This is a genomic window from Thermoleptolyngbya sp. C42_A2020_037, assembly GCF_015272455.1.
GTDB lineage: Bacteria > Cyanobacteriota > Cyanobacteriia > Elainellales > Elainellaceae > Thermoleptolyngbya.
Genome location: NZ_JACYLP010000046.1, coordinates 53,337 through 75,858 on the forward strand (window position 1 = coordinate 53,337; position 22,522 = coordinate 75,858).

15 protein-coding genes are annotated in these 22,522 nt (G+C 56.5%); 5 read left to right on the top strand and 10 right to left on the bottom strand.

Annotation, left to right across the window (positions count from 1 at the left end):
• Nucleotides 1–3 precede the first annotated feature (3 nt).
• Nucleotides 4–1,161, bottom strand: coding sequence for a 4-hydroxyphenylpyruvate dioxygenase (hppD, locus tag IGS16_RS15690; protein ID WP_297087091.1), 1,158 nt, complete (start codon nt 1,159–1,161; stop codon nt 4–6).
• 511 nt (nt 1,162–1,672) lie between these two features.
• On the opposite strand from hppD, the gene IGS16_RS15695 reads away from it, so the two are divergent.
• The 4 genes from IGS16_RS15695 to queG all read left to right on the top strand — a co-directional run bounded on the left by IGS16_RS15695 (nt 1,673) and on the right by queG (nt 5,634).
• Nucleotides 1,673–2,104, top strand: a complete 432-nt coding sequence (locus tag IGS16_RS15695; protein WP_068515090.1) for a CAAD domain-containing protein — start codon at nt 1,673–1,675, stop codon at nt 2,102–2,104.
• A gap of 202 nt (nt 2,105–2,306) precedes the next feature.
• Nucleotides 2,307–3,290: a glycosyltransferase gene (locus IGS16_RS15700; RefSeq protein ID WP_297086985.1), complete on the top strand. Its 984-nt coding sequence runs from the start codon at nt 2,307–2,309 to the stop codon at nt 3,288–3,290.
• A gap of 729 nt (nt 3,291–4,019) precedes the next feature.
• Nucleotides 4,020–4,655, top strand: a complete 636-nt coding sequence (locus IGS16_RS15705) for an LppP/LprE family lipoprotein (protein WP_297086987.1) — start codon at nt 4,020–4,022, stop codon at nt 4,653–4,655.
• 25 nt (nt 4,656–4,680) lie between these two features.
• Nucleotides 4,681–5,634, top strand: a complete 954-nt coding sequence (gene queG, locus IGS16_RS15710; RefSeq protein WP_297086989.1) for a tRNA epoxyqueuosine(34) reductase QueG — start codon at nt 4,681–4,683, stop codon at nt 5,632–5,634.
• Between the two features lie 226 nt (nt 5,635–5,860).
• Here the strand turns inward: queG and IGS16_RS15715 are convergent, their stop codons facing one another.
• Both IGS16_RS15715 and IGS16_RS15720 read right to left on the bottom strand, forming a co-directional pair.
• A complete protein-coding gene (locus IGS16_RS15715) occupies nt 5,861–6,073 on the bottom strand; it encodes a hypothetical protein (protein WP_297086991.1) in 213 nt (70 codons plus the stop codon).
• A gap of 63 nt (nt 6,074–6,136) precedes the next feature.
• On the bottom strand, nt 6,137–7,621 hold the full coding sequence (locus IGS16_RS15720; RefSeq protein ID WP_297086993.1) for a glutamate synthase subunit beta: 1,485 nt from the start codon (nt 7,619–7,621) through the stop codon (nt 6,137–6,139).
• A gap of 68 nt (nt 7,622–7,689) precedes the next feature.
• On the opposite strand from IGS16_RS15720, the gene IGS16_RS15725 reads away from it, so the two are divergent.
• On the top strand, nt 7,690–8,043 hold the full coding sequence (locus IGS16_RS15725; protein WP_297086994.1) for a hypothetical protein: 354 nt from the start codon (nt 7,690–7,692) through the stop codon (nt 8,041–8,043).
• Nucleotides 8,044–8,083: 40 nt separating this feature from the next.
• Here IGS16_RS15725 and gltB read toward each other — a convergent pair whose 3' ends face one another.
• The 7 genes from gltB to IGS16_RS15760 all read right to left on the bottom strand — a co-directional run bounded on the left by gltB (nt 8,084) and on the right by IGS16_RS15760 (nt 22,496).
• Nucleotides 8,084–12,706: a glutamate synthase large subunit gene (gltB, locus tag IGS16_RS15730; protein WP_297086996.1), complete on the bottom strand. Its 4,623-nt coding sequence runs from the start codon at nt 12,704–12,706 to the stop codon at nt 8,084–8,086.
• A gap of 538 nt (nt 12,707–13,244) precedes the next feature.
• Nucleotides 13,245–13,646, bottom strand: coding sequence for a fasciclin domain-containing protein (locus tag IGS16_RS15735; protein WP_068515115.1), 402 nt, complete (start codon nt 13,644–13,646; stop codon nt 13,245–13,247).
• Between the two features lie 401 nt (nt 13,647–14,047).
• Complete coding sequence (locus tag IGS16_RS15740) at nt 14,048–15,355, bottom strand: CO2 hydration protein (protein ID WP_297086998.1); 1,308 nt, start codon at nt 15,353–15,355, stop codon at nt 14,048–14,050.
• 130 nt (nt 15,356–15,485) lie between these two features.
• Complete coding sequence (locus tag IGS16_RS15745) at nt 15,486–17,066, bottom strand: NADH-quinone oxidoreductase subunit M (protein WP_297087000.1); 1,581 nt, start codon at nt 17,064–17,066, stop codon at nt 15,486–15,488.
• A gap of 140 nt (nt 17,067–17,206) precedes the next feature.
• A complete protein-coding gene (locus tag IGS16_RS15750; RefSeq protein WP_297087001.1) occupies nt 17,207–19,066 on the bottom strand; it encodes an NAD(P)H-quinone oxidoreductase subunit F in 1,860 nt (619 codons plus the stop codon).
• A 441-nt stretch (nt 19,067–19,507) separates the two neighbouring features.
• Nucleotides 19,508–19,933, bottom strand: a complete 426-nt coding sequence (locus IGS16_RS15755) for a peptidylprolyl isomerase (protein WP_172357986.1) — start codon at nt 19,931–19,933, stop codon at nt 19,508–19,510.
• A gap of 85 nt (nt 19,934–20,018) precedes the next feature.
• Complete coding sequence (locus IGS16_RS15760) at nt 20,019–22,496, bottom strand: HAD-IC family P-type ATPase (protein ID WP_297087004.1); 2,478 nt, start codon at nt 22,494–22,496, stop codon at nt 20,019–20,021.
• Between the last annotated feature and the right edge of the window lie 26 nt (nt 22,497–22,522).

A 22,522-nucleotide genomic window follows, 5' to 3' on the forward strand; every position in this document is an offset into this window, starting at 1 on the left:
TCTTTACCCCAGACTCCCCCGCTTCTGCTGCTCTCGCTCCATTGCGCGAAACAGAGCTTGAAAATTGCCCTCGCCAAAGCCGTCGGGGAGGCGCTGCTGCTGACCGGCCCAGTAGGCGCGGCGTTCGATCACCTCTAGGAAGAAGGTTGGCTGTGGAAAGATGGGCTGGGTAAATGCCTGGAGCAGCATGGCGTTCGGTTCGTGGGCGGCCCAATCAACCAGGATTTGCTGCTGGGCGATCGCCCGCCAGGCCTCCTCCGACAGCGAAAAGCCCTCACGCTGCCGCAGTTGGGCGTAATATTCTGGCGGCACATCGAGAAACTCGACCCCGCGCTGGCGCAACTGGGCGATCGCCCCCAGGGCATCCCGCGTCCGCAGCGCAACGTGCTGAATCCCTGCGCCCTGGTTGATATCGAGAAACTCCTGAATTTGAGAGTTGGGCGAGGCGGGTTCATTAATCGGCAGTTGCACCGTGCCGCCAGGATGCCCCAACACGCGGCTGCACAGCCCAGAACGCTCGGTCTGAATAGTGAAGCCCTGCTGTCGTCGCAGCCCTAAGACCTGTTCATACCAGACGGTGGCTGGCTCTAGGTCGCCTGCTGCCACATTCAGCACTGCATGGTCGATCTGTTCAAAAAAACCAGCGCAATGGGGCGACATGGCTCCCGGCTCCCAAAAGTCCAGCGTTTCTAAATTGGGCAAGGTGGCCCACAGGGGGACTGCCGCTTGTCCCGACCATTCCAGCAGCGTGTGGCGCAGGTCTGACCATCCGGCGATCGCCCCCCAGCGCAGGGTGCCGTTGAGCAAGTCTTCTGCTACAACGGGCTGCAACACGGTTGCCCCAGCGGCGATCGCCTGGTTCATGGTTGCCGTCACGTTGCTCACACTAAATGCCAAGTCCGCGACTCCCGGCGGGTGCCGATCGAGATAACGCGCCACTGGGCTACTGCGGGTTCGGGCTGAGGATACCGCTATCCACACGCCCCCACAGCGCACGATTTCTGTCCAGGTTTCGCGGCTGCGGGCCGTCGCCACAGGCAAAAAGCCCAACCGCTCGATCAACCACTCGCGCCATTCCCCCGCATGGTCCACATAAAAGTGAATATGCTGAATGTCCATCGTCAGCTTGCCTACCAAAATGCAACCCAAACACACCCACACCAAACGCCCTCAGCTTATCGCGTGTCTGTCTAAAATGCAGCGAGGGAGACGACCCCAAATACGGAGAAGCCTGAGAACGAGAGCAATAGGAAGCATGGGAGTCGCTGTCCCAAGTTAAAGATTTGTCAACTCTTTGATCGCCAACTGCCCTTCCTCTCTTGCGCTTGTCCTGCAAGACTCAGGTTGTTCGACAAGACAGGAGGGTAGTCTTGCATTTTCTCAAGGTCTGCTTTAGTGTCAAATGGAATCTAAAGGTAAGAATTTTTTTGAAAAAATCTAAATGTCTTTTCCTGCAAGGTTTCTGTCGTTCCAAACGGAGATCGCAGGGCGAGAGGTACAGGAGTAGTTACAAGAGTAGTTACAAATAGTTGTTGCCAGAGGACAGCAGTTCGTTAGACTATCATCTTGGCAAGTGCTGTCCGACCTGAACACGATTCATACGATTCAACAGTATCCAATCGCGAAACCTCAGATTGCTGTCACCCGATTGTTGTTGTAATAAGGAACGGTTATGGAACCTGAAGTCAAAAACGAAATTAACACCCCTGACTTTATCAACGCCGAGGACACGGGAAAGCTGACTTCCTTCGGCACCGAGGAAAACACGGGCGAAGAGTGGCGTGAGTACGTGGATAAAGCAACAGAATTTGTTGCCGACCTGCCCAAATACCTATCTGAGTTTTTTGGGCAATACAAAAGCCCCTTTGTCACCATCGGTCTGCTGCTGGCAGCGCTGATTGCGGTGCGGCTGGTGCTGGCGATTCTGCGGTCGGTCAACGATATTCCCCTGCTAGCCCCGACCTTCGAGCTGATTGGGCTGGGCTATACGGCGTGGTTTGTCTATCGCTATCTGCTGCGGGCCTCAAATCGGAAGGAACTGGTCAACGATTTCAACGAGCTGAAGTCGCAAGTGCTGGGACACCGCAATAATCCGCCGCTTTAGGGCTTGGCTAGGGATTGAGTTGTCTTGAAGCGTTATCTCATTGCGGGGTTGCCCCAGAAACTGGGTAATCTAGCGATGGAAGTGTCCGTATAGCAGCGCTTGCCCAATGTAAAGGGGCACTAGAAGGACGCTAGAAGGGCCCTAGAAGGGCGCTAGAACGGCACCGAAAGGGCACGAAGAGATATCCACAGAGGGCAACTCGATGAACAGTGTAGGAGTTGTTGCAATTGGGCGCAACGAGGGCGATCGCCTGCGGCAGTGCCTCTCATCAGTTGTGGGGCTGGCAGCGCAAGTCGTTTATGTGGATTCTGGCTCCACAGACGGGAGCGTGGAACTAGCGCGATCGCTCGGTGCGGAGGTGGTCGCGCTGGATCTGTCGATTCCCTTCACCGCTGCCCGCGCCCGCAATGCTGGGTTTGCCCGATTGCTAGAACTGCTTCCCCAAGTGGAATTTGTGCAGTTCGTCGATGGTGACTGCGAGGTTGTGGCTGGCTGGCTAGAGCAGGCGGCTCAGGCACTGCGCGACCATCCCGATTGGGCTGTGGTGTGCGGGCGGCGGCGCGAACGCTTTCCCGACGCGACGCTCTATAATCGCTTATGCGACATCGAGTGGAATACGCCCGTAGGCGAGGCGAAGGCATGTGGCGGCGATGCGCTGATGCGGGTGGCGGCGGTGCAGCAGGTGGGCGGCTATAACCCCACGCTGATCGCAGGCGAGGAGCCGGAACTGTGTGTGCGCTTGCGGCAGCAGGGCTGGAAGATCTTTCGGCTGGATGCCGAGATGACGCTACACGACGCGAATATGACGCGCTTTGCTCAGTGGTGGAAGCGCACGAAGCGGGCCGGCCACGCCTACGCCGAAGGCTCCTGGCTGCACGGCACACCCCCCGAACGCCACTGGGTGAAGGAAACCCGGAGTATCTGGCTTTGGGGATTGGGAATTCCCCTGGGGGCGATCGCCCTTGCACCGTTAATTAAGGGCCTCAGCCTGCTGCTGCTGCTGGGCTATCCGGTCATGACCTATCGCATCTATCGCTATTTCAAACAGCAGGGCTACAAAGCCTCCGACGCGCTGCCCTACGCCATATCTTGCGTGCTGGGCAAGTTTCCGGGGCTGGCGGGCGTGCTGCAATTTCACGTCAATCGCCTGCTCGGTCGCCGCAACGCCCTGATCGAATATAAATAATGCTGCGATTGTCTATCTTAACCCTTTCTCTTAAACCCAATTTCCTAAGCCAAACCCGATTCCTGGAATGCGCGTTCTAGATCAGCCGCAACCCCCAATTGGATAGACCAGTTTGGCAAGTAGGCGATGTCAAGCTGATCCATTTGGGGTTTCAAGATTCCTAAAATGTCTCGCCACTGCTGCTCTAACTGGCTGAATTGCCGCCATTGCAGCTTGCTCAAAATCAAATCTTCTGGAGACGCAAAGTAAAGGTCGCCACTTTTTCAGCAAACGCCTGGGGAGACAAGGATGGAAACTGCTGCTGGAGGCTGACCCATGACAGCTCACGGGCACTCCTTTGCAGCGCGACTGCCATTTCCAGGCGACTGGCCGCAGACTGTTGGCGCAGCAGTTTGAACCGAAACTAGTCTGCGGCAAGGCTCGTATCGCTCGCTTGAGGTTGGTAGTGAGAGGATTGCACGAGCATGGGGTCTAGTTGTCTGCTTTAGAGATTGAGTCGCTAGGCGGTTCGATTTGCTCTATGGTTCCTCTGGTATAACTATTAGGACTTACGAAGTTGGATAATTTCTCGCGGGCGGTGCCCGCGAGAAATTATCCAAACCCCAGAAAACTCATTGCAAGTGCGTAAGTCCTGAACTACTTGTATTCTATTTCTTTGCAAATTTCCGTCAGATCCCCGCTAGAGTTCTGTTCAAACTTCCTTTAGAAATTTTGTCAAAAATCAACCCTATGCGTCGTTCTACTTCCCTTCTTAGCGCTGCATTTCTGGCTTGGGTGACTGGGCTGTCGGGGGCGATTCCCGCAGGGATCGCTTCGCGAGTCGCCCAAACCCCACCACCCAGATCCGCTAGCGCCTGGCTCGACGAAAACACTCCCAACTGGAACCAGCCCGGTGCTGCTATTCCCGCCGCGCCCCAGCCAGAAGGCGGCGGCAACCTGGAATATTGTGAGCGAACCTTTCGTCAGGCGACCTTGCCCGAAGATGCTCTGGTGGAGGCTGCGGGCTGGACGCTGACCGGAGCCGTCCAGATTTTTAACGACACAACTATCATTACCGGCATGGCAAGCGCTGACGGGATGTGCCGCCCGCTGAGTTATCAAGTATTCGTGTTTAGCAAGGGGGCTTTCGTCGGCACGATATCACCCAATGTGATGGATTCTCGCACCGACGGCAGCGTGTTCAGCGTGGATCTGTATCAACCGGACGAGTTGAGCGCTCGGTTTAACCGCTATGAACCGGAGGATGCGCTCTGCTGCGCTTCGGCAGAGAGCCGATTATTTTATGAGATTGAAACTGAAGGTGAGACGGCAGTGCTAGTTCCCAATCTGCCAGCAACCACCTTCTCCAGCCCCGATGCTCAGTAGCTCAAGTCTCAATTTTTAGGCTCAAATGATATCCCTTGGTTCCAAATCTGTTCAGTCAGAGCAGGTAAAGCAAGCCGCGCTGGAGTTAGGGTTTCACAAAGTGGGCATTGCGGCCGTTGCAACCGTCGAAGCAGAATCAGAGGGACTGAACCGCTGGCTGGCGCAGGGCTATCACGCGGATATGGCGTGGATGGCAAATCCCCGACGGCAAGATGTGCGGCAAATTATGCCGGAGGTGCAGTCCGTCATCTGCGTCACGATCAATTACTACGTTGACCTGGAGCGATCGCCCGACCCAACCACCGCCCACATCTCGCGCTACGCCTGGGGACGAGACTATCACCGCGTCCTGCACAAAAAGCTGAAGGCGCTGTGTCGCTGGCTGGAGGCGCAGGGCGACGGCATCCAGACGCGCTTTTATGCCGACACAGGGCCGATTCAGGATAAGGTGTGGGCGGAACGGGCCGGGCTGGGCTGGATTGCCAAGAACAGCAACCTGATTACCCGCGAGTATGGCTCCTGGGTGTTTTTGGGTGAAGTGCTGACGAACTTCCCGCTGGAAGCAGATACACCCCACACCCAGCACTGCGGCACCTGCACCCGCTGCATCGAGGCGTGCCCCACAGGCGCAATTGTGGAACCCTTTGTCGTCGATGCCAACCGCTGCATCGCTTACCACACCATCGAAAACCGCGCCGCAGAACTACCCGCCGACATTGCCACCAACCTCAACGGCTGGGTGGCAGGCTGCGACATCTGCCAAGACGTGTGCCCCTGGAATCAGCGCTTTGCCCAACCGACGGATGTAGCCGAGTTTCAGCCCTATCCCTGGCACGTCAACCCGCCGCTGGCAGAGCTAGCCGAGATCTCGGATGAAGAATGGGGCGATCGCACGACGGCTTCGGCGCTGCGGCGGATCAAGCCGGAGATGATGCGGCGCAATGCGCGGGCGGCGATTGGCGAGGGGCAGATGAAGTGAGGATGCAAGGGGGAGAGGCGATGACAGGGGGACAGCGTGTTGAAGTATTGGCATCCCAACGAAACAGAACACGGCTCTCATCATTCTCCCCCTGCCTGATTTCCTGATCCCATCATCTCATTACAGCGTTTTTGAAGCTAGTGAGGTACGCAGAAGGCTACAAAACCTTTGTCTTTGCAGGACAGCGCGATCTCACCCTGCAAGAAAATGCTGTATCTTTCGCAGGCTAATAGCTATCTCCTTTACTAACGGTTTTTTGCCCCAACTGGTGATTCGCCTGATGTAGCCGATTGGCGATCGCCTGTCGCCAGACCAAATCGACATTCGGATCAGCAATCACCTCCTGAGCCAACTGGCGATAGAGAGCGCTGGTGGCCGCATTGACCTGTTCCAGCAGCCGGAGGTTGTGATACACGGTGCGAGGAGAGGGAGTATTCATAGGGGTCGGGGGGTAAGGGGTTGTAGAAGAAAAGGGGTAGAAACGATGAGCATTTTTCATCCCTTACGGCAGATCTGTGCTGCCCATCAAGTAGCGATCGCACTCCCGCGCTGCGCCGCGCCCTTCGTTGATCGCCCAGACAATCAGGCTCTGTCCCCGGCGACAGTCGCCCGCGGCAAACACGCCAGGAAGGCTGGTGGTGAACTGACCGTGGGCAGCTTTGATATTGCTGCGGGGGTCGCGCTCGATACCCAGGGAGTCCAGCAGCGGCTGTTCTGGGCCCAGGAAGCCCATCGCCAACAGCACCAGTTGAGCGGGCAGCACTTTTTCTGTTCCGGGAACGGGTTCGGGAATGAACTGGCCTTTGTCATTCTTTGTCCATTCCACCTGCGTAATGTGAATCGCTTTCACGTTCCCATTTTCATCCCCTTCAAACTTCGTTGTAGTGGTGAGGTACGTGCGCGGATCCGCCCCAAACATGGCTGCCGCCTCTTCTTGCCCATAGTCCATCTTGTAGACCTTGGGCCATTCTGGCCAAGGGTTGTTGGCAGCGCGTTCTAGCGGGGGTTTGGGCATGATTTCAAGCTGCACCAGGCTCTTGCAGCCGTGGCGAATCGACGTTCCCACACAATCGGTTCCGGTGTCCCCGCCACCGATAATCACTACATCCTTTCCGGCTGCGGAAATGTAGTCTTTTCCGGGTTGTTTATCGAGAACGGCGCGGGTATTTTCTGTGAGAAATTCCATTGCAAAGTGAATCCCGTTCAGGTTCCGCCCTTCAATCGGCAGGTCGCGCGGTTTGGTTGCGCCTGTGCAAAGAATCACGGCATCATAATCCCGCAGCAAGGCTTCGGCTGGCAGGTCTTTGCCGATTTCCGTATTGCAAATAAACTCGATGCCCTCGGCTTCTAACAAATCCAGCCGCCGCCGCACGATCTTTTCCTTATCCAGCTTCATGTTGGGGATGCCGTACATCAGCAGCCCACCGGGGCGATCGGCCCGCTCAAACACCGTCACCCAGTGGCCAGCGCGGTTAAGCTGGTCGGCGGCGGCCAGCCCGGCCGGGCCAGAACCGACGATCGCCACTTTTTTGCCCGTGCGGTGGGCGGGCGGTTTGGGCGTGATCCAGCCTTCTTCCCAGCCTTTTTCGATGATGGAATACTCGATGTTTTTGATGGTGACGGGCGGATTGTTGATGCCCAGCACGCAGGAGCCTTCGCAGGGAGCCGGACAGACGCGCCCGGTAAATTCAGGGAAGTTGTTGGTCTTGTGGAGGCGATCGAGGGCTTCGCGCCACAGCCCGCGATACACCAGGTCATTCCATTCTGGAATCAGATTGTTGATGGGGCAGCCGCTGGCCATGCCGCTGACCAGCATTCCCGTATGGCAAAAGGGAATGCCACAGTCCATGCAGCGGGCCCCTTGAGTGCGGAGCCGATCCTCCGGCATGGGGTTATGAAACTCGTTCCAGTCGCGAATGCGATCGCCCGGTTCGCGTTCGGTGGGCGCTTCGCGGAGAAATTCGATAAAGCCAGTTGGTTTTCCCATGGTGGTGTTTTGACGGATTAGATCTCTAAAGGGATGAGTTAGGCTAGGTTCAGCGCAGAAACGAAATCATGCAAGTTCCAGATAATCAAAGCAATAGCGACATTCGAGATGTCCTGATTCAGTTTCGAGACGAATTTATTCTGTTTCGAGATGACGTGAATCAGAAGTTTGAGCAGCTTGATAATCGGTTTGAGCAACTAGAGCAACAAGTCCAAGGAGTTGGCGGCAAGGTTGAACAGTTGGAGAATCAAGTTGAAAAGCTAGACTACAAGTTCGATGCTTATCAGAAAGGGACAGATGGGATGGTACGGATGGCGACGACCATCATCATTGCAACGGCTTCCGTTGTAGTGCTGGCGAATCTAAGTCCAGCCGTCAATGCCCTAATTACTGCCTTCTTTAAGACAACTAGCGGCACATAGGCGTTACAGAGTAGGCGCAAACCCACTCTGTAACAAGGATTTAGCTGCCGCCCACGCGGGCCACGTCGCGGGCGTTTTGCTCGAAGGCGGCAGCGAGAGCGTCATCGCCGCTGAGTCCAGAGGACATGGCAGCGGCGATCGCCTCTAGCACGCGCTTATAGTCCTTCGGCATCACCTTGACGAACTTCGGCACGGTATTCTCCCAGTCAGCCAGGACTCGCTGAGCCACAGCGCTCTGGGTATAGTCAGCGTGCTGCTGAATCAACTGGCGCAGGTCGCTGATTTCTTCAGCGTCCTCCAGGCTTTCCAGCCCCACCATTGCCGTGTTGCAGCGGGTCGCAAAATCGCCTGCCTCGTCCAGTACGTAGGCCACGCCGCCGCTCATGCCCGCAGCAAAGTTACGCCCGGTGCTGCCCAGCACGACCACCTTGCCGCCGGTCATATATTCGCAGCCGTGGTCGCCCACACCCTCCACCACCGCCGTCACGCCAGAGTTGCGAACCGCAAAGCGTTCGCCCGCGATGCCCCGCGCATACAGTTCGCCAGCGGTCGCTCCATAGAGCGCCACATTCCCGACAATAATGTTTTCTTCCGCCACAAACGTCGAACCAGCAGGTGGATAGACAATAATCTTGCCGCCGCTGAGGCCCTTACCCAGGTAATCATTCGCGTCGCCCTCCAGTTCTAGCGTTACGCCGCGCGGCACAAACGCACCGAGGCTCTGGCCCGCGCTGCCCTGGAAATGCAGATGCACGGTGTCGTCCGGCAACCCTTCCCAATGGCGCTTGGTGATTTCGTTGCCGAGGATCGTGCCGACAACGCGATTCACGTTTTTGATCGGCAGCGTAGCGCGGACGGGTTCGCCCCGCTCGATGGCGGGCTGGCAGAGATCCAGCAGCGTTGTCAGGTCGAGGGATTTTTCCAGCCCATGATCCTGTGGCATCTGGCAATAGCGGCCGACTTCTGGCCCGACTTCTGGCTGATAGAGGATTTTGGAAAAGTCCAGCCCTTTGGCTTTCCAGTGGTCGATAGCGCGTTTGGGTTCCAGCACATCCGTCCGGCCAACCATTTCGTTCAGCGTGCGGAAGCCCAGTTCCGCCATGATTTCTCGCACTTCCTGGGCGATGAAAGTCATGAAATTGACCGTGTGCTGCGGGTCGCCCGTGAACTTCTCGCGCAGCCGAGGGTCTTGGGTGGCAATCCCCACCGGGCAAGTGTTGAGGTGGCAGGCCCGCATCATGATGCAGCCCAGCGTCACCAGCGGCGCAGTAGCAAAGCCAAACTCCTCGGCTCCCAGCAGAGCAGCAATGACCACATCCCGCCCCGTCTTCATCTGCCCATCGGTTTCTACCACAATGCGCGATCGCAGATTGTTTAGCACCAGGGTTTGGTGGGTTTCCGCCAGTCCCAGTTCCCAGGGCAAGCCTGCGTGCTTGATAGAGGTCTGGGGCGATGCGCCCGTGCCGCCATCGAAGCCAGAAATCAGCACCACGTCGGCGTGGGCTTTTGAAACCCCAGCGGCAATCGTGCCCACGCCCACTTCGGAAACGAGCTTGACACTGATGCGGGCCTCGCGGTTGGCATTTTTTAGGTCGTGGATTAGTTCCGCCAGGTCTTCGATGGAGTAAATATCGTGGTGCGGCGGCGGCGAAATTAGCCCCACGCCAGGGGTTGAGTGGCGCACCTTGGCAATCCAGGGATAGACCTTCTTGCCCGGAAGCTGGCCGCCTTCGCCGGGTTTTGCACCCTGGGCCATCTTGATCTGGATTTCCTTTGCCTGGGACAGGTAGAGACTAGTCACGCCAAAGCGACCAGAGGCGACTTGCTTAATCGCGCTGTTTTTGGAATCGCCGCGCTCGTTCGTCCAGGTGTAGCGGTCGGGGTCTTCGCCGCCCTCGCCCGTGTTGGACTTGCCGCCAATGCGGTTCATGGCGATCGCCAGCGTTTCGTGCGCCTCTTTGGAAATGGAGCCGTAGCTCATTGCCCCCGTCTTGAAGCGCTTCAGAATCGCCTCCACCGGCTCCACTTCCTCAATCGGCACGGGCTGCCGTGGCTTGAATTGCAGCAATCCGCGCAGCGTGAAGTATTGTTGATTTTGCTCATTCACTAGGGCGGAATATTGCTTGAACAACTCGTAGCTGCCCTCGCGCACAGCCTGTTGCAGCGTGTGGATCGTCAGCGGGCTGAACAAGTGCGCTTCGCCATCCTTCCGCCATTGATATTCGCCGCCCACATCGAGCGTTTCGTTATCCGTCGTGCGTTCCGCGAAGGCATGATGATGTCGCAAAATCGCTTCCTGGGCAATGACCTCTAAGCCTACACCTTCGATACGCGAGGCCGTCCAGCTAAAGTAGCGATCCACGACGGCCCGATTTAGCCCGATTGCCTCAAAAATCTGCGCCCCACGATAGCTCTGGATGGTGGAAATGCCAATCTTTGAGGCGACTTTGATCACGCCCTTGGTGGCAGACTTGACATAATTTTTACAGGCCGTGGCGTAGTCCACATCCACCAGCAGCCCGTCGTCGATTATGCCCTGGAGGGTCGCAAACGCCAGATAGGGATTAATCGCGCCGCAGCCATAGCCGATCAGCGTCGCAAAGTGATGCACCTCACGAGGTTCGCCCGACTCCAGCACGATGCCGCAGCGGGTGCGCGTGCCTTGGCGAATCAGGTGGTGGTGCAGTCCCGCCACTGCCAGCAGCGCCGGGATGGGGGCCTGAGTTTCGCTGATGGAGCGATCGCTCAGGATTAAAATACTGGCTCCAGCGGCGATCGCCCCATCCGCCGCCGCAAACAGCGCATCCAATGCCTGCTCCAGCCCGGCCGCACCGGCCTGCGGGTCAAACACGATCGGCAGCGTTGCCGAGCGGAACGGCCCATCTTGTTGTGCCTTCAGCTTCGCCAGTTCTGCATTCGTCAGAATCGGCGTTTTCAGCTTGATCATCTGGCAGCTTTCGGCCACGGGTTCCAGCAGGTTGCGCTCGGAACCGATGGTGGTTTCCGCCGAGGTAATAATTTCCTCACGAATCGAGTCGATGGGCGGATTCGTTACCTGGGCAAACAACTGCTTGAAGTAGGTGTAGAGCAGCTTGGGGCGATCGCTCAGCACCGATAGCGGCGTATCCGTGCCCATTGCGCCCACCGCCTCCACGCCGTCTCGCGCCATCGGCAGCAGCAGCATCCGCAGGTCTTCAAAGGTGTAGCCAAAGGCGGTTTGCAGACGAGTGAGGTCGGCGGGGAGAGCAGCGGGAGATTCAGTTGCAGAGGGCAAACTGGCGAGATCCACCAGATACCGATCCAGCCACTCGCGGTAGGGCTGCTGGGTGACGATTTGCTGCTTTAGCTCGTCGTCGGCAATGATGCGTCCCTGATTCATGTCTACCAGGAACATGCGGCCGGGCTGGAGGCGACCCTTGTGGGCGACGCGCTCTGGCTCGATGGGCAGCACGCCCGCTTCCGAGGCCATGATCACCAGATCATCATGCGTGACATAGTAGCGGGAGGGACGCAGCCCGTTGCGATCTAGCACCGCTCCTACTACAGTGCCGTCAGTAAAGGCGATGGAAGCAGGGCCATCCCAGGGTTCCATCAGGCAGGCGTGGTATTCGTAAAACGCCTTCTTTTCCTGGCTCATGGACTCGTGAGCCGTCCAGGGTTCAGGAATCATCATCATGACGGCGTGGGGGAGCGATCGCCCGGCCAAGGTCAGCAGTTCCAGCGTGTTGTCGAAGATTCCGGAGTCACTGCCGTTGATGTTGATCAGGTTGGGGACTTTTTTCAGGTCATCCCCAAACAGATCGGACTCAAACAAGGCTTGACGGGCGTGCATCCAGTTGATGTTGCCTCGCAGGGTATTGATTTCGCCGTTGTGGGCGATGTAGCGATAGGGGTGCGATCGCTCCCAGCTTGGGAACGTGTTGGTACTAAAGCGTGAATGCACCAGACCCAGCGCACTCTCCATGTCTGGATCATGCAAGTCGGGATAGTATTTGCCTACCTGCTCCGGCATCAGCATCCCTTTATAGACCAGCGTGCGGCACGACAAACTAGCCTGATACCAGAACGGATCGATACCAGCAGTGCGAATGGCTTTGTGAACGCGCTTGCGAATGACAAATAGCTTGCGCTCGAACGCCAGATCATCGGTCAAATCGGGCGATCGCTGAATGAACAGTTGCCGCATAAACGGTTCGCTGGCCTTTGCGGTGTTGCCCAGGGATGAATTATCCGTTGGCACGTCGCGCCAGCCCAGCAGCGTTTGTCCTTCCTCGGCGATAATCTGAGCGGCGATCGCCTCTCCCCGCCGCCGCTGTTCCGGATCGGGCGAGGTGTAGGTCATCCCCACGCCATACTGCCCCGGTGCAGGCAGCGCAATGCCTTCGACTGCTGCTACTTTCTCCAAAAACTTGTGGGGAATTTGCATTAAAATTCCCGCGCCGTCGCCCGTATTGCTCTCGCAGCCACACGCGCCCCGATGATCCAGATTAATCAAAATCGTCAGCGCTTGCTCAATGATGTCATGGGATTTTTGCCCCTTCATCTGCACCACAAAGCCCACACCGCAGGCATCATGCTCAAACTGTGGATCATAGAGTCCCTGACAATCGGGCAGGTGATTCAAAACATGGGGCGGCTCAGCGGACAAAGCGTGCTGGTTCATGGCGACGACCTGAAGGCGAAACGTGAAGTTTTATCTAGACGCAGGTGTTGACTACGCTTCTAGATGCAACTGGCATTTTCTAACAGGCTTTTGGGTGAAGGTGCAGGTCTTAAGGATGTTGTCAGATCTGGCGTAGAAATGTCATCATTTGGTGTGTTTTACAACAAAGCTGGGACGCAAAACCGTTGCAGAAGTTATTAAAAATTCACTCGATTTGAGCAAGCGTTATTCTCTAGGAAAGCCCTGAGAGCTAAGTACATCTCACTTTATGTGCCTCGCTCTTTTCTGGTCTGCCAAAAGCTTTAAGCCAGGGTAGCCCTAAAAATATCCCTAAAAATATAAGGATGGGCCGCGCACCGTGCGGCCCATCCTTATGCCCTTATGCCAAGAATCATTACTTTTCGGGCACTGCCTAACCCAGAAAAGGGTGGAGGCTAAGAAATGCTGCGTCAAACAGGTTAGGGCTTGAACAAGGAGAATTTAGGGAGATCTGACTGCGTCAGTCCTGAGAGATCGGGAAGGATCAACCTACTTAGATTCAGCCCATCAAGATCACGTTATCAATGACGTGAATCACGCCATTGTCCGCTTCCACGTCGGGCATCACCACCGTCGCATTTTTCACCTCAAAGGCATCGGACAGATCAAGCGGAATTACTGAGCCTTCGACAGAAGTCAGGCTTTTCAGTCCCTTGAGATCCGCCTGGGTGTACTTACCAGACACGACATGATACTTCAAAATGCGCCCAAGCTGCGGCGGATTTTGCACAAGGGTTTGAATAGTGCCGGGTGGCAATTTGGCAAAGGCATCGTCGGTTGGTGCGAACACAGTGAACGGCCCGCCGCTCTGCAACACCTCTACCAGACCCGCCGCTTGAACTGCTGCGACGAGTGTAGAAAAGCCTTCCGTTTGCACAGCAATATCGACAATCGTAGGCATAGCTTAAGGAATGTTAAATGGATTGGTCAGTGAACAAATCAGTGAATTGATTTAAGAGTCAATTAGGACTCATATGTTTAAAGCCTATTTGAAGCCTCCGGGCCTGATCCACCCTCAGCCCTTCTTGTTAAGGCTACTGTGTATACACATCTCGCTTGTTTGCGTCAGGCGCTGAAAGATCCCCTTAAATCCCCCTTAGCAAGGGGGACTTCCGATCCAGTTCCCCCCTTATTTAATTTAATGGGGGTAGGGGGGATCAGTTCCCCCCTTGCTCAAGGGGGGCTAGGGGGGATCAAAGCATCGCCGCTCAAGCATAGAAAACTTGGATGTACACAGTAGCTTGTTCAGGGGGAACCGAGCCTGTCCGCAGAGACTTCAGTCCAAGGGAACTTAAGGAGAACCTAGCGATAGTCTGGACTCTGGATATCGCGCAGGCGGGCCTCTGGGCGCAGGAACCGATCCATCTGCGCTTCAAAGAACTTGCGATTGGCCATGCGGTGCTTAGGATTGGGATCATCCAGCGGATACAGCAGCGCCGTCCGCAATGCCTGAATCACCGCCGACGTGACGTTGTACATCGACCGCTGGAACGTAATTCCCAACTGCACTAGCATGTCGTCTTCTCCCCGGCAGTGTTGATGATAATATTCCACGAGGTAGGGCGGCAGGAAGTGCAGCATGTCCTGCATCAGCAGCGTCGGCGGAATGCCCGCAGTACCTACAGGAAACACGTCGGCATAGAGAATGCCGTAGTGAAAGTCTTTCTGGTCTGCGGGCACTTGGTTAGCCTGGGCGTTGTAGGACTTGGTGCCGCGGAAGGGAGAGGTGCGATAGAACACAGCTTCTACGTAGGGTAGCGCCGCCTCGTAGAGCCAGGTAAACCCCTTGGACTTGGGAATGATTTCGTAACATTCGCCGTCGATGTAGGCGTGATGGTAGATGGGGCGGCCGGCGATCGCAAAAATGCCGTTTACCAGGAAATTCATCGCGTCGGGTACGCCTTTAAACCCGCCCTCATCGTAGATGTCCGACATTTCGAAGAACACCGGAGCCATCACTTCCCAAAACAGCCCCAGGTTGGCGTAGTAGGAAAGTTCGCGCACCTTCTCCAAGAACATATCGGGGAAGATCTTATACAACCCCAGCATCACCGGGTTTTTCTTGAAATAGGCGCGAATGGCGCGATCGGCGTTTTGCTTGTACTCTTCAGAGTCTAGGTAGGCATCAAACTGGTTCACTGGGGCGTACATGTGCCGATGCCACAGCATTGCCCGCATACATTCTTCAGCAAATTCCATATTCACCCGGTCGTGCCAGAGGTGGTGCAAGAGCTTGGGCAGCTTTTTCTTGAGTTCACCCTTTTCCATAAATTCCAGCAGTTCCGGGTGGGCAGACGCTCGACCGCGCCAAATCCGCAGGTCGGCGGTGTCTCCAGCATAGTGGTTGGGGCGATCCAGATATTCCTGGGAAATGAAGTACTTGAAAAAGGGAAACGGGTCAAGAAACACCTGCTCCGCAATGTAGAGCAAGTCGCGCCAGTAGAAATCCATCGGCACGGCGTAGGCTTTGTAAATGCCGATGATCTGCATTAGGTTTTCAGGGGTGTCGGGCAGCATGGAGCCGCCAGCTTCTAGCCGATGGATGATGTCGGCGTAGGGGTGGCGTGAGGGAGGAATGAGGGTAGGGGGTGCTTCGAGGGTCGTGACCATAGGGGTTACCAGAGGAGGAATGAGTCAGGATAAAAAAGAAGGAAATGATCCTAAAGTCAGCCGCAGTTTTGAGGAGGGAGGGGACGGGGAAACGACCGACTCTGCCGCTCTACCACCCTCCAACTTGTCATTACTTAATCCTTGGGCTAGACATTGCTGGGCTAGACATGAGAAATGAGCTGACTGATTGGGACGTGGGGGCGATTCCCATAGGGATCGCTTCGCGAATCGCCAGACGAGCTTCAGCAGGCATAGTCACAGCGGCGATTAGCGTATTGCTCGTAGCTTCGACCCAGCGGACAAGCCAGCTTGGCTGAATACCCAGCAGGAAGATGATCCAGGCTAAAACCAGGGCTGGCGTGCGTTCTGCCCATCGCACTTGGGGGAAGTAGGCGATCGCATTGTCGAGTCTGCCAAAGCAGGTGCGGTTCAACAGGATGACAAAATAAACGGCTGTCATGCCTGTCCCTGCAACAGCCATTAGAGTTTGCACTGGGAAGACGGCATAGCTGCCCTGGAAAATCAAAAACTCGGCAACGAAGCCAAATAGACCGGGGATGCCTGCGCTGGCCATGCCGCCCAGAATTAGCAGAGCGCTAATGGATGGCAAGCCGCGAATTGGGTTCAGCAAGCCATTGAGCACATCGAGGTCGCGGGTGCCGACTTTGGTTTCAATCACGCCCACCAAGTGAAACAGCAACGCTAGAATCACGCCGTGGGCAAACATTTGGGAAATTGCGCCGACCATGCTGAGGCTGGTGAGGGCTGCGCCCGCCAGTAGCAAGTAGCCCATGTGCCCGACGGAACTATAGGCGACCATGCGCTTGATGTCCTTTTGGGCGATCGCCGTGGTTGCGCCATAGAGGATGCTGATCGAGCCCCAAGTCGCCAGCCAGGGAGCCAGCAGCGTCCAGGCATCGGGAAACAGGGCCAGACAAAAGCGAAAGAGACCGTAGGCTCCTAGCTTGGCCAGCACACCGCCTAGCAGGATCGCAACAGGAGCCGATGCAGAAACGTAGGTATCGGGCAGCCAAGTGTGGAAGGGCACCAGCGGCACCTTAATCCCAAAACCAACCAGCAGCGTCACCAGTAGCGCAACTTGCAGACCCAGCGGCAGCGTTTGCCCCATCAAGGCGTTGTAGTCAAACGACTTGGCTCCTGTAAACCAGACCAGCCCCAGGAATCCTGCCAAAATCAGCACTCCCGAAAGAGCGGTGTAAATCAAAAACTTGACCGCTGCATAGCCTCGCTTTTCGCCCCCCCAGATGGAAATCAGCAGATAAAAGGGCACCAGTTCCAGCTCATACAGCAGAAAGAACAGCATCAAGTTTTGCGCGACAAACGCGCCCGCCACGCCGCCGCTGACCAGCAGCACAAGGGAATAAAACAGGCGCGGCCGCTCGGTCGTTTCGGAACTGCTGAAGATAGCGATCCAAGTCAGCAGACTGTTCAGCACGAGCAGCACTAGCGATAGCCCATCTATGCCGAGTCGATAGTCTAACCCCAGCGGCTCAATCCAGGGCAGATACTCTTGCATCTGTAGACCTGGGTTGGTGAGGTCAAACTGGCTCGCAAGAAACAGGGTGTAGAGCAGAATGCCAGCGGAACCCCAGAGGGCGATCGCCCTTACCCTTGTACCGGGAATAGAGGGCGGGAGCAGCGCCAGCACGAAGGCAATTACAACTGGTAACCAAATGAGGACGCTAAGCATAGGTTTAGTCAGGGGTCAGGACGTAAGGGAGCAGGAATCAGGGAGGGCTGATGGTCTTAACTCTCTTTTACGAGATTGAACCCTGAGAAATCAGGGGGCAAACCAGCGAGAGTGATCTGCAACCACCGTAAGCGAAGAAACTAGCCGAGGGTAACCAACTTCAGGTTAGACAAAATTGACCAAGCGCTCAGTAGAATTAGCACCGTCACACCTACCGCAATGGTGAGTGCGTAGGACTGAGTTTTTCCAGTGTTGCCATACTTCAGCGTCTCGCCGCCAAAGATAGAGACAATGCCGACTAAGTTGACCAAGCCATCGACAATGTAGCGATCGCCCCAGTCCACCAAGCGCGACAAAATATCCACGCTACCAACCACGCTAGAACGATAGAGTTTGGGGGTGTAAAAGTCGTAAGCCAGGAGGTCTTGCAGCGGCTTCCAGGGTAGGCGCACCGGCTTTTCAACGGGGCCAAGGTAAACCACAGCAGCAATTACAATCCCTGCCAAACTCGACCAAGTGAGCAACAGCGCCACGGTTTTGTCGATTTGTGCCCAGCTTGGCAGCAGGCTCAGGCTTTGTAGCACCAGCGGCAGATGCACCGTGAGGGAAGCCACGATGACCATCGGCAGCGTGATAGTCCAGAGGTTTTCGGGCGATCGCTGCGCCATCTGCTTCGGCTGATTGCCAAAAATTAGGCAGAACCCGCGTACTAAGCTAAACGCTACCAAGTCGTTCACAACGAGCAGCAGCACCGCCACCGTAGGATAATCATCCCGCAGTCCATCCACCAGCTTGAGCAGCGCCCAAAACCCACCCAGCGGCGGAACTGCGACCATTCCCAAAGCACCGACAGCGTAGGCCAACCCGGATATCGGGCGACGGCTCCATAGACCACCAAGCTGCGTCACGTCCTGGGTAATGCTGTTCAACACAATCGAACCACAGCTCATGATCACGGACGAAACAGCGATCGCATAGGTCAACAGTAGCAGCAGTGCCGCCTGGGTTTGCCCTGCACCCACCGCCATAAACACAATGCCCATGTAAGCGCTAGCCAGATAAGAAAGCACCCGCTTTACGTCAATCTGAGCGATAGAAATTAGAGATGCACCCAGGGCAGTGACGGCTCCGATAGCAATCACAGCAGTCGTGACAGTGGGCGATAGAGCTAGGACAGGCTGCAACTTAATCAACACCCAGGCTCCCGTCGCAACAACCACCGAATTTCGCAGCACTGTGCTGGGGAAGGGCCCTTCCATCGCCTCGTCCAGCCACAAGTGCAAGGGAAACTGGGCGCATTTGCCCATGGGCCCTGCCACCAGCGCCAGCCCAACTAGCGTCATCAGCTTGGGATTCACTTCGGCCGTCTGGGCCCAGGCTGCCAGCCCGTCAAAGTCCCAAGTGCCCGCCAGCGGATAAATCGCCAGCACGCCCATTAGCAAAAACAGGTCGCCAATCCGCTTGGTCAGGAAAGCATCTCGCGCCCCCGTCACCACCAGCGATTGATTAAACCAGAAGCCAATCAGCAGGTAGGTTCCCAGCGTTAAGATCTCTAGAATCATGTAGGAGAAAAACAGCGAGTCGCACAGCGCCAAGCCGCACATGCCGCCTTCAAACAGAGCCAGGAGCGCATAAAACCGCGCCCAGCCCCAATCCATCTCTAGGTAGCCGACGGCGTAGAGCTGGGCCAGGAAGTTAATTCCAGTAATCAGCAGAATTGCGCCTACCGTCAGGGCGGAGACTTCCAGCGGCAGGGTCAGATTTAGCCCTGCAACAGACAACCAGGGGAATTGAAACTCGACGGCGGGTTTCTGCCAGATTGCTGGAAAGACGAGGAGCGCGTGTAAAAAGGCGATCGCCGTCATTAACAAATTCACATATCCCGCCGGACGCGGGCCGGTCAGGCGAGTAATTGAGGGAAACCAGAGCATGGACAGCGCCATGCCCATCAGCGGGTAGCAAGGAATGAGCCAGACGCTTTGAATAAGGAATTCAGCCATATTCAGAGATTGGGGGTGAGGGATCGGGTCTGAAAGCGAAGTAGCTCAACACCTCAACCATCCAGACCTACTTCAAATCAGCTCTGTGATGCAGAACCGTACATCAGCGTCAGAGTGTAGGAGGTCGCGGTTGGAAGCTTGAGCGCGAAGACCTAAGTCTATGACGACCTAGATAGATATTGAAAAAAATCTATATCAGATGTTCTCTAGATTAGCTTAAAACCTAAAGCAAATCGAAACTGGATAGATTTTCTTCGATATGGATCGCTTAATGCATCGAAGAAAGTCTGCTTATATCGCTTCTCCGTTTATTGTCCTACGATTCATTACACAAAAAGCGGATGCCAGGAGAAGAGTTTCTAGGCATCCGCTTGGTCTTGGAAAAAACCCTCCCGCACTGGGCAAGGGGTAAATAGGGCTGAGGGTTCGCTTAGGCTGGGACTATGGCTCGATTTTCACTGACAAAATTTTGTCGCCGGGGCGAATCGCGTTCACCACGTCCATATCTTCTGTCTTGCCAAACACCGTATGCTTGCCGTCTAGGTGGGGCTGGGGCGAATGGCAGATAAAGAACTGGCTGCCGCCTGTGTCTTTTCCAGCGTGGGCCATCGACAGGGAGCCAGCCTGATGTTTGTGGGGGTTGCCAGCGGTTTCGCACTTGATGGTGTAGCCCGGGCCGCCGCGGCCGTCGCCGTTGGGGCAGCCACCCTGAATCACAAAGTCGGGGATGACGCGGTGAAAGTTCAGCCCGTCATAAAAGCCTTTGTTCGACAAATCCACAAAGTTTTTTACGGTGTTGGGCGCGTCCTGGTCAAACAGTTCCAGGGTAATCGTGCCCTTCTCGGTTTCCATAATGGCGCGGGTCATGGGGTCTCCTGAGATTGCAAACGAGCATCTAATGAAAAATGCCTGGGAATGCATATTCGGATGAAGAATATGCCGTCTTAGTGTATCAACTGGGGCGATCGCTCAGATCAACGCCCAGAAATCGATCGAAAAAGCGCGATCGCCAGATAAAGCGCAGCAGCAGGCACCATTCCACCGCCACTAGCCCGATGTAGAGATAGCCGGGAAGGCTCAGCGGCGACAGTTCAAAGAATTCTCGCAGCGGCGGCAGGGCGACGATTAGCAGGTAAATCCCCAGCAGGGCGATCGCCATCAGGGTATAGCGCCAGTCGCCGCTGTAGGGTTCGCCGCCAACCCAGGCGCGGGTGGGGGGTTTGAGAAACGGCAGCAGGCACAGTTGCCCCAGCACTAAAATCGTCACCAAGGCGCTGCGGGGCAGGGAATAATCGACCTGGCGGAGTTCCTGAAACGGCGGCAAATCCAGCACAGCGCTGACCAGGAAAAACAGGTACACCAGCAGCGACACCAGCGTCAGGCTGAGGGTGGCAGGCACAACAAAATGCAGCATCGAGCGCACCAATCCACCGCGTGGCGTGGGCGCAGGCTTGGCCCAGACAGGGATAAAGATTGTCGGCAGCCCCACGCCGATCAGCGTTACCACTGCGCTTTGCTTGTTTTCGAGGGGGAAACTGTCGGTGACGATGGCCGTGGCAAAGATCAGCAGCGTAACGCAAAACACGCGCACCAGGAATAGCTTCATCACGTCCTGGATGCCGCTGCGAATCCGCTGTCCCTCCAGAAACGCATGGGGCAGTGCGGCAAAAGAGTCCCGCAGCAGCACGATGTCGGCGACCCCGCGTGTGGCTTTGCTGCCGCTTTCCATAGCGATCGCCAAGTGGGCCTGCTTCAGCGCCAGCACGTCGTTCACCCCGTCGCCAATCATGGCAACATAGCGCCCCGATTTTCGCAGTGCCCGCACCAGGTCAGCTTTTTGGTCGGGCGTGATGCGGCCGAAAATGGTGTGCGCCTGAGCGGCCTGGGCAAACTGGGCGGCATCGAGGCCGGCCAATTCTGTGCCGGAAATGAGCGAGATTTGGTCGCTCAGTCCTGCCTGCTTGGCCAAGGCGGCGACGGTCTGGGGGTTGTCGCCAGAGATAATTTTCACCTCGATCCCCGCCTGCCGGAAGCCCTGGAGCGTTTCGTAGGCCTCTGGCCGCAACTGGTCGCTAAAGCAGAGCAGCCCCAGCGGCGCGAGATCGGGCGGCATCTGGGGGACGGCGGCGGTTTCCTTGAGCGCTGCCCAGTCGGCACTCCAGGCCAGCAGCACCACCCGCAGTCCTTCTTCTGTCATGCGCCGTATTCGGCTGACCCAGTTGGCGGGCAGGGGCGCGGCTTTCAGGAGAATTTCGGGCGCACCCAGCACGTAGGTTCCGGGACGCGGGCCGTCGTCAAAGGCGATCGCACTCCATTTTCGCGCCGAGGAAAAGGGCACTTCGGCAATGGGCGATCGCACGGAGCCAGGACAAACAGAGGCGATCGCCTCGCTGGTGCGGTTCGTAGCGCTGAGGTTGGCGGCAAAGTCGCCCAAGTGCGATCGCAGTTCTTCCTCTGGAATATCAATGGGATAGATCGCTTCCAGCGTCAAGTGATTGGTCGTCAGCGTCCCCGTTTTGTCCAAACACAGCACCTCCACATGGCTCAGCGACTCCACCGCATTCGCCTGCTGAATCAACACCTGCTGACCCAGCATCCGCACTGCTCCCAGCCCGTAGGCTAACGTAATCGCCAGCAACAGCCCTGCGGGAACTAGCCCTGCCACCACGGCCGCCCGCTGCGCCACGTCGTTGAGCGAATAAGACTGGCTGAGAAAGCTAATGCTGATCAAAATCCACAAAAAGCAGGCAATCAGCACGAACACGCGAATCACGACATTAATCTCACGCTGGAGCGGGGTCAGGATGTTGCGAAACGCCCGCGCCCCCGCCATTAGCTGATAGGCAAAGGTGTCCTTGCCGACTTTCTGCGCCTCGTAGCAGGCTGTCCCGCTGACGCAAAAGCTGCCGGAATAGACCCGTTCGCCCGCAGTTTTAGGAACGAGTTCTGATTCGCCCGTCAGCAGCGATTCGTCCAGCTCTGCATGGCCGTCGCCCAAGATCGCCCCATCCACCACCACCTGGTCGCCCGGCCGCAGCAACAGCACGTCTCCCAGCACGATTTCACTGGGGTCAATTTCGCGCTCCTGTCCGGCGCGGATGACGGTCGCCTTGGGTCGGCTGAGGAGGGCGATCTGATCCAGCTTCCGTTTCGCCCAAATTTCCTGGTAGATGTTAATCAACACGCCGCCAAAGATGACGACCACCACCAAAAATCCGTCACCTGGCCGCCGCAGCAAAAACATCACCAGGCTGAGCAGAAAGAAGACGCTGTTGATAAACGTAAACAGATTTTCGCGAAGAATCTGCCCGTAGGAGCGGGTGGATTGGAGGGTGACGTTATTGCCTTGTCCTGCTGCGCGTCGGGCGATCGCCTCGTCCTCGGTTAGCCCATGCAGCGCAAATGCTTGAGGAACACCCGCTTCACTCATATGCGTGCGTCAAGTCCGTATGACGG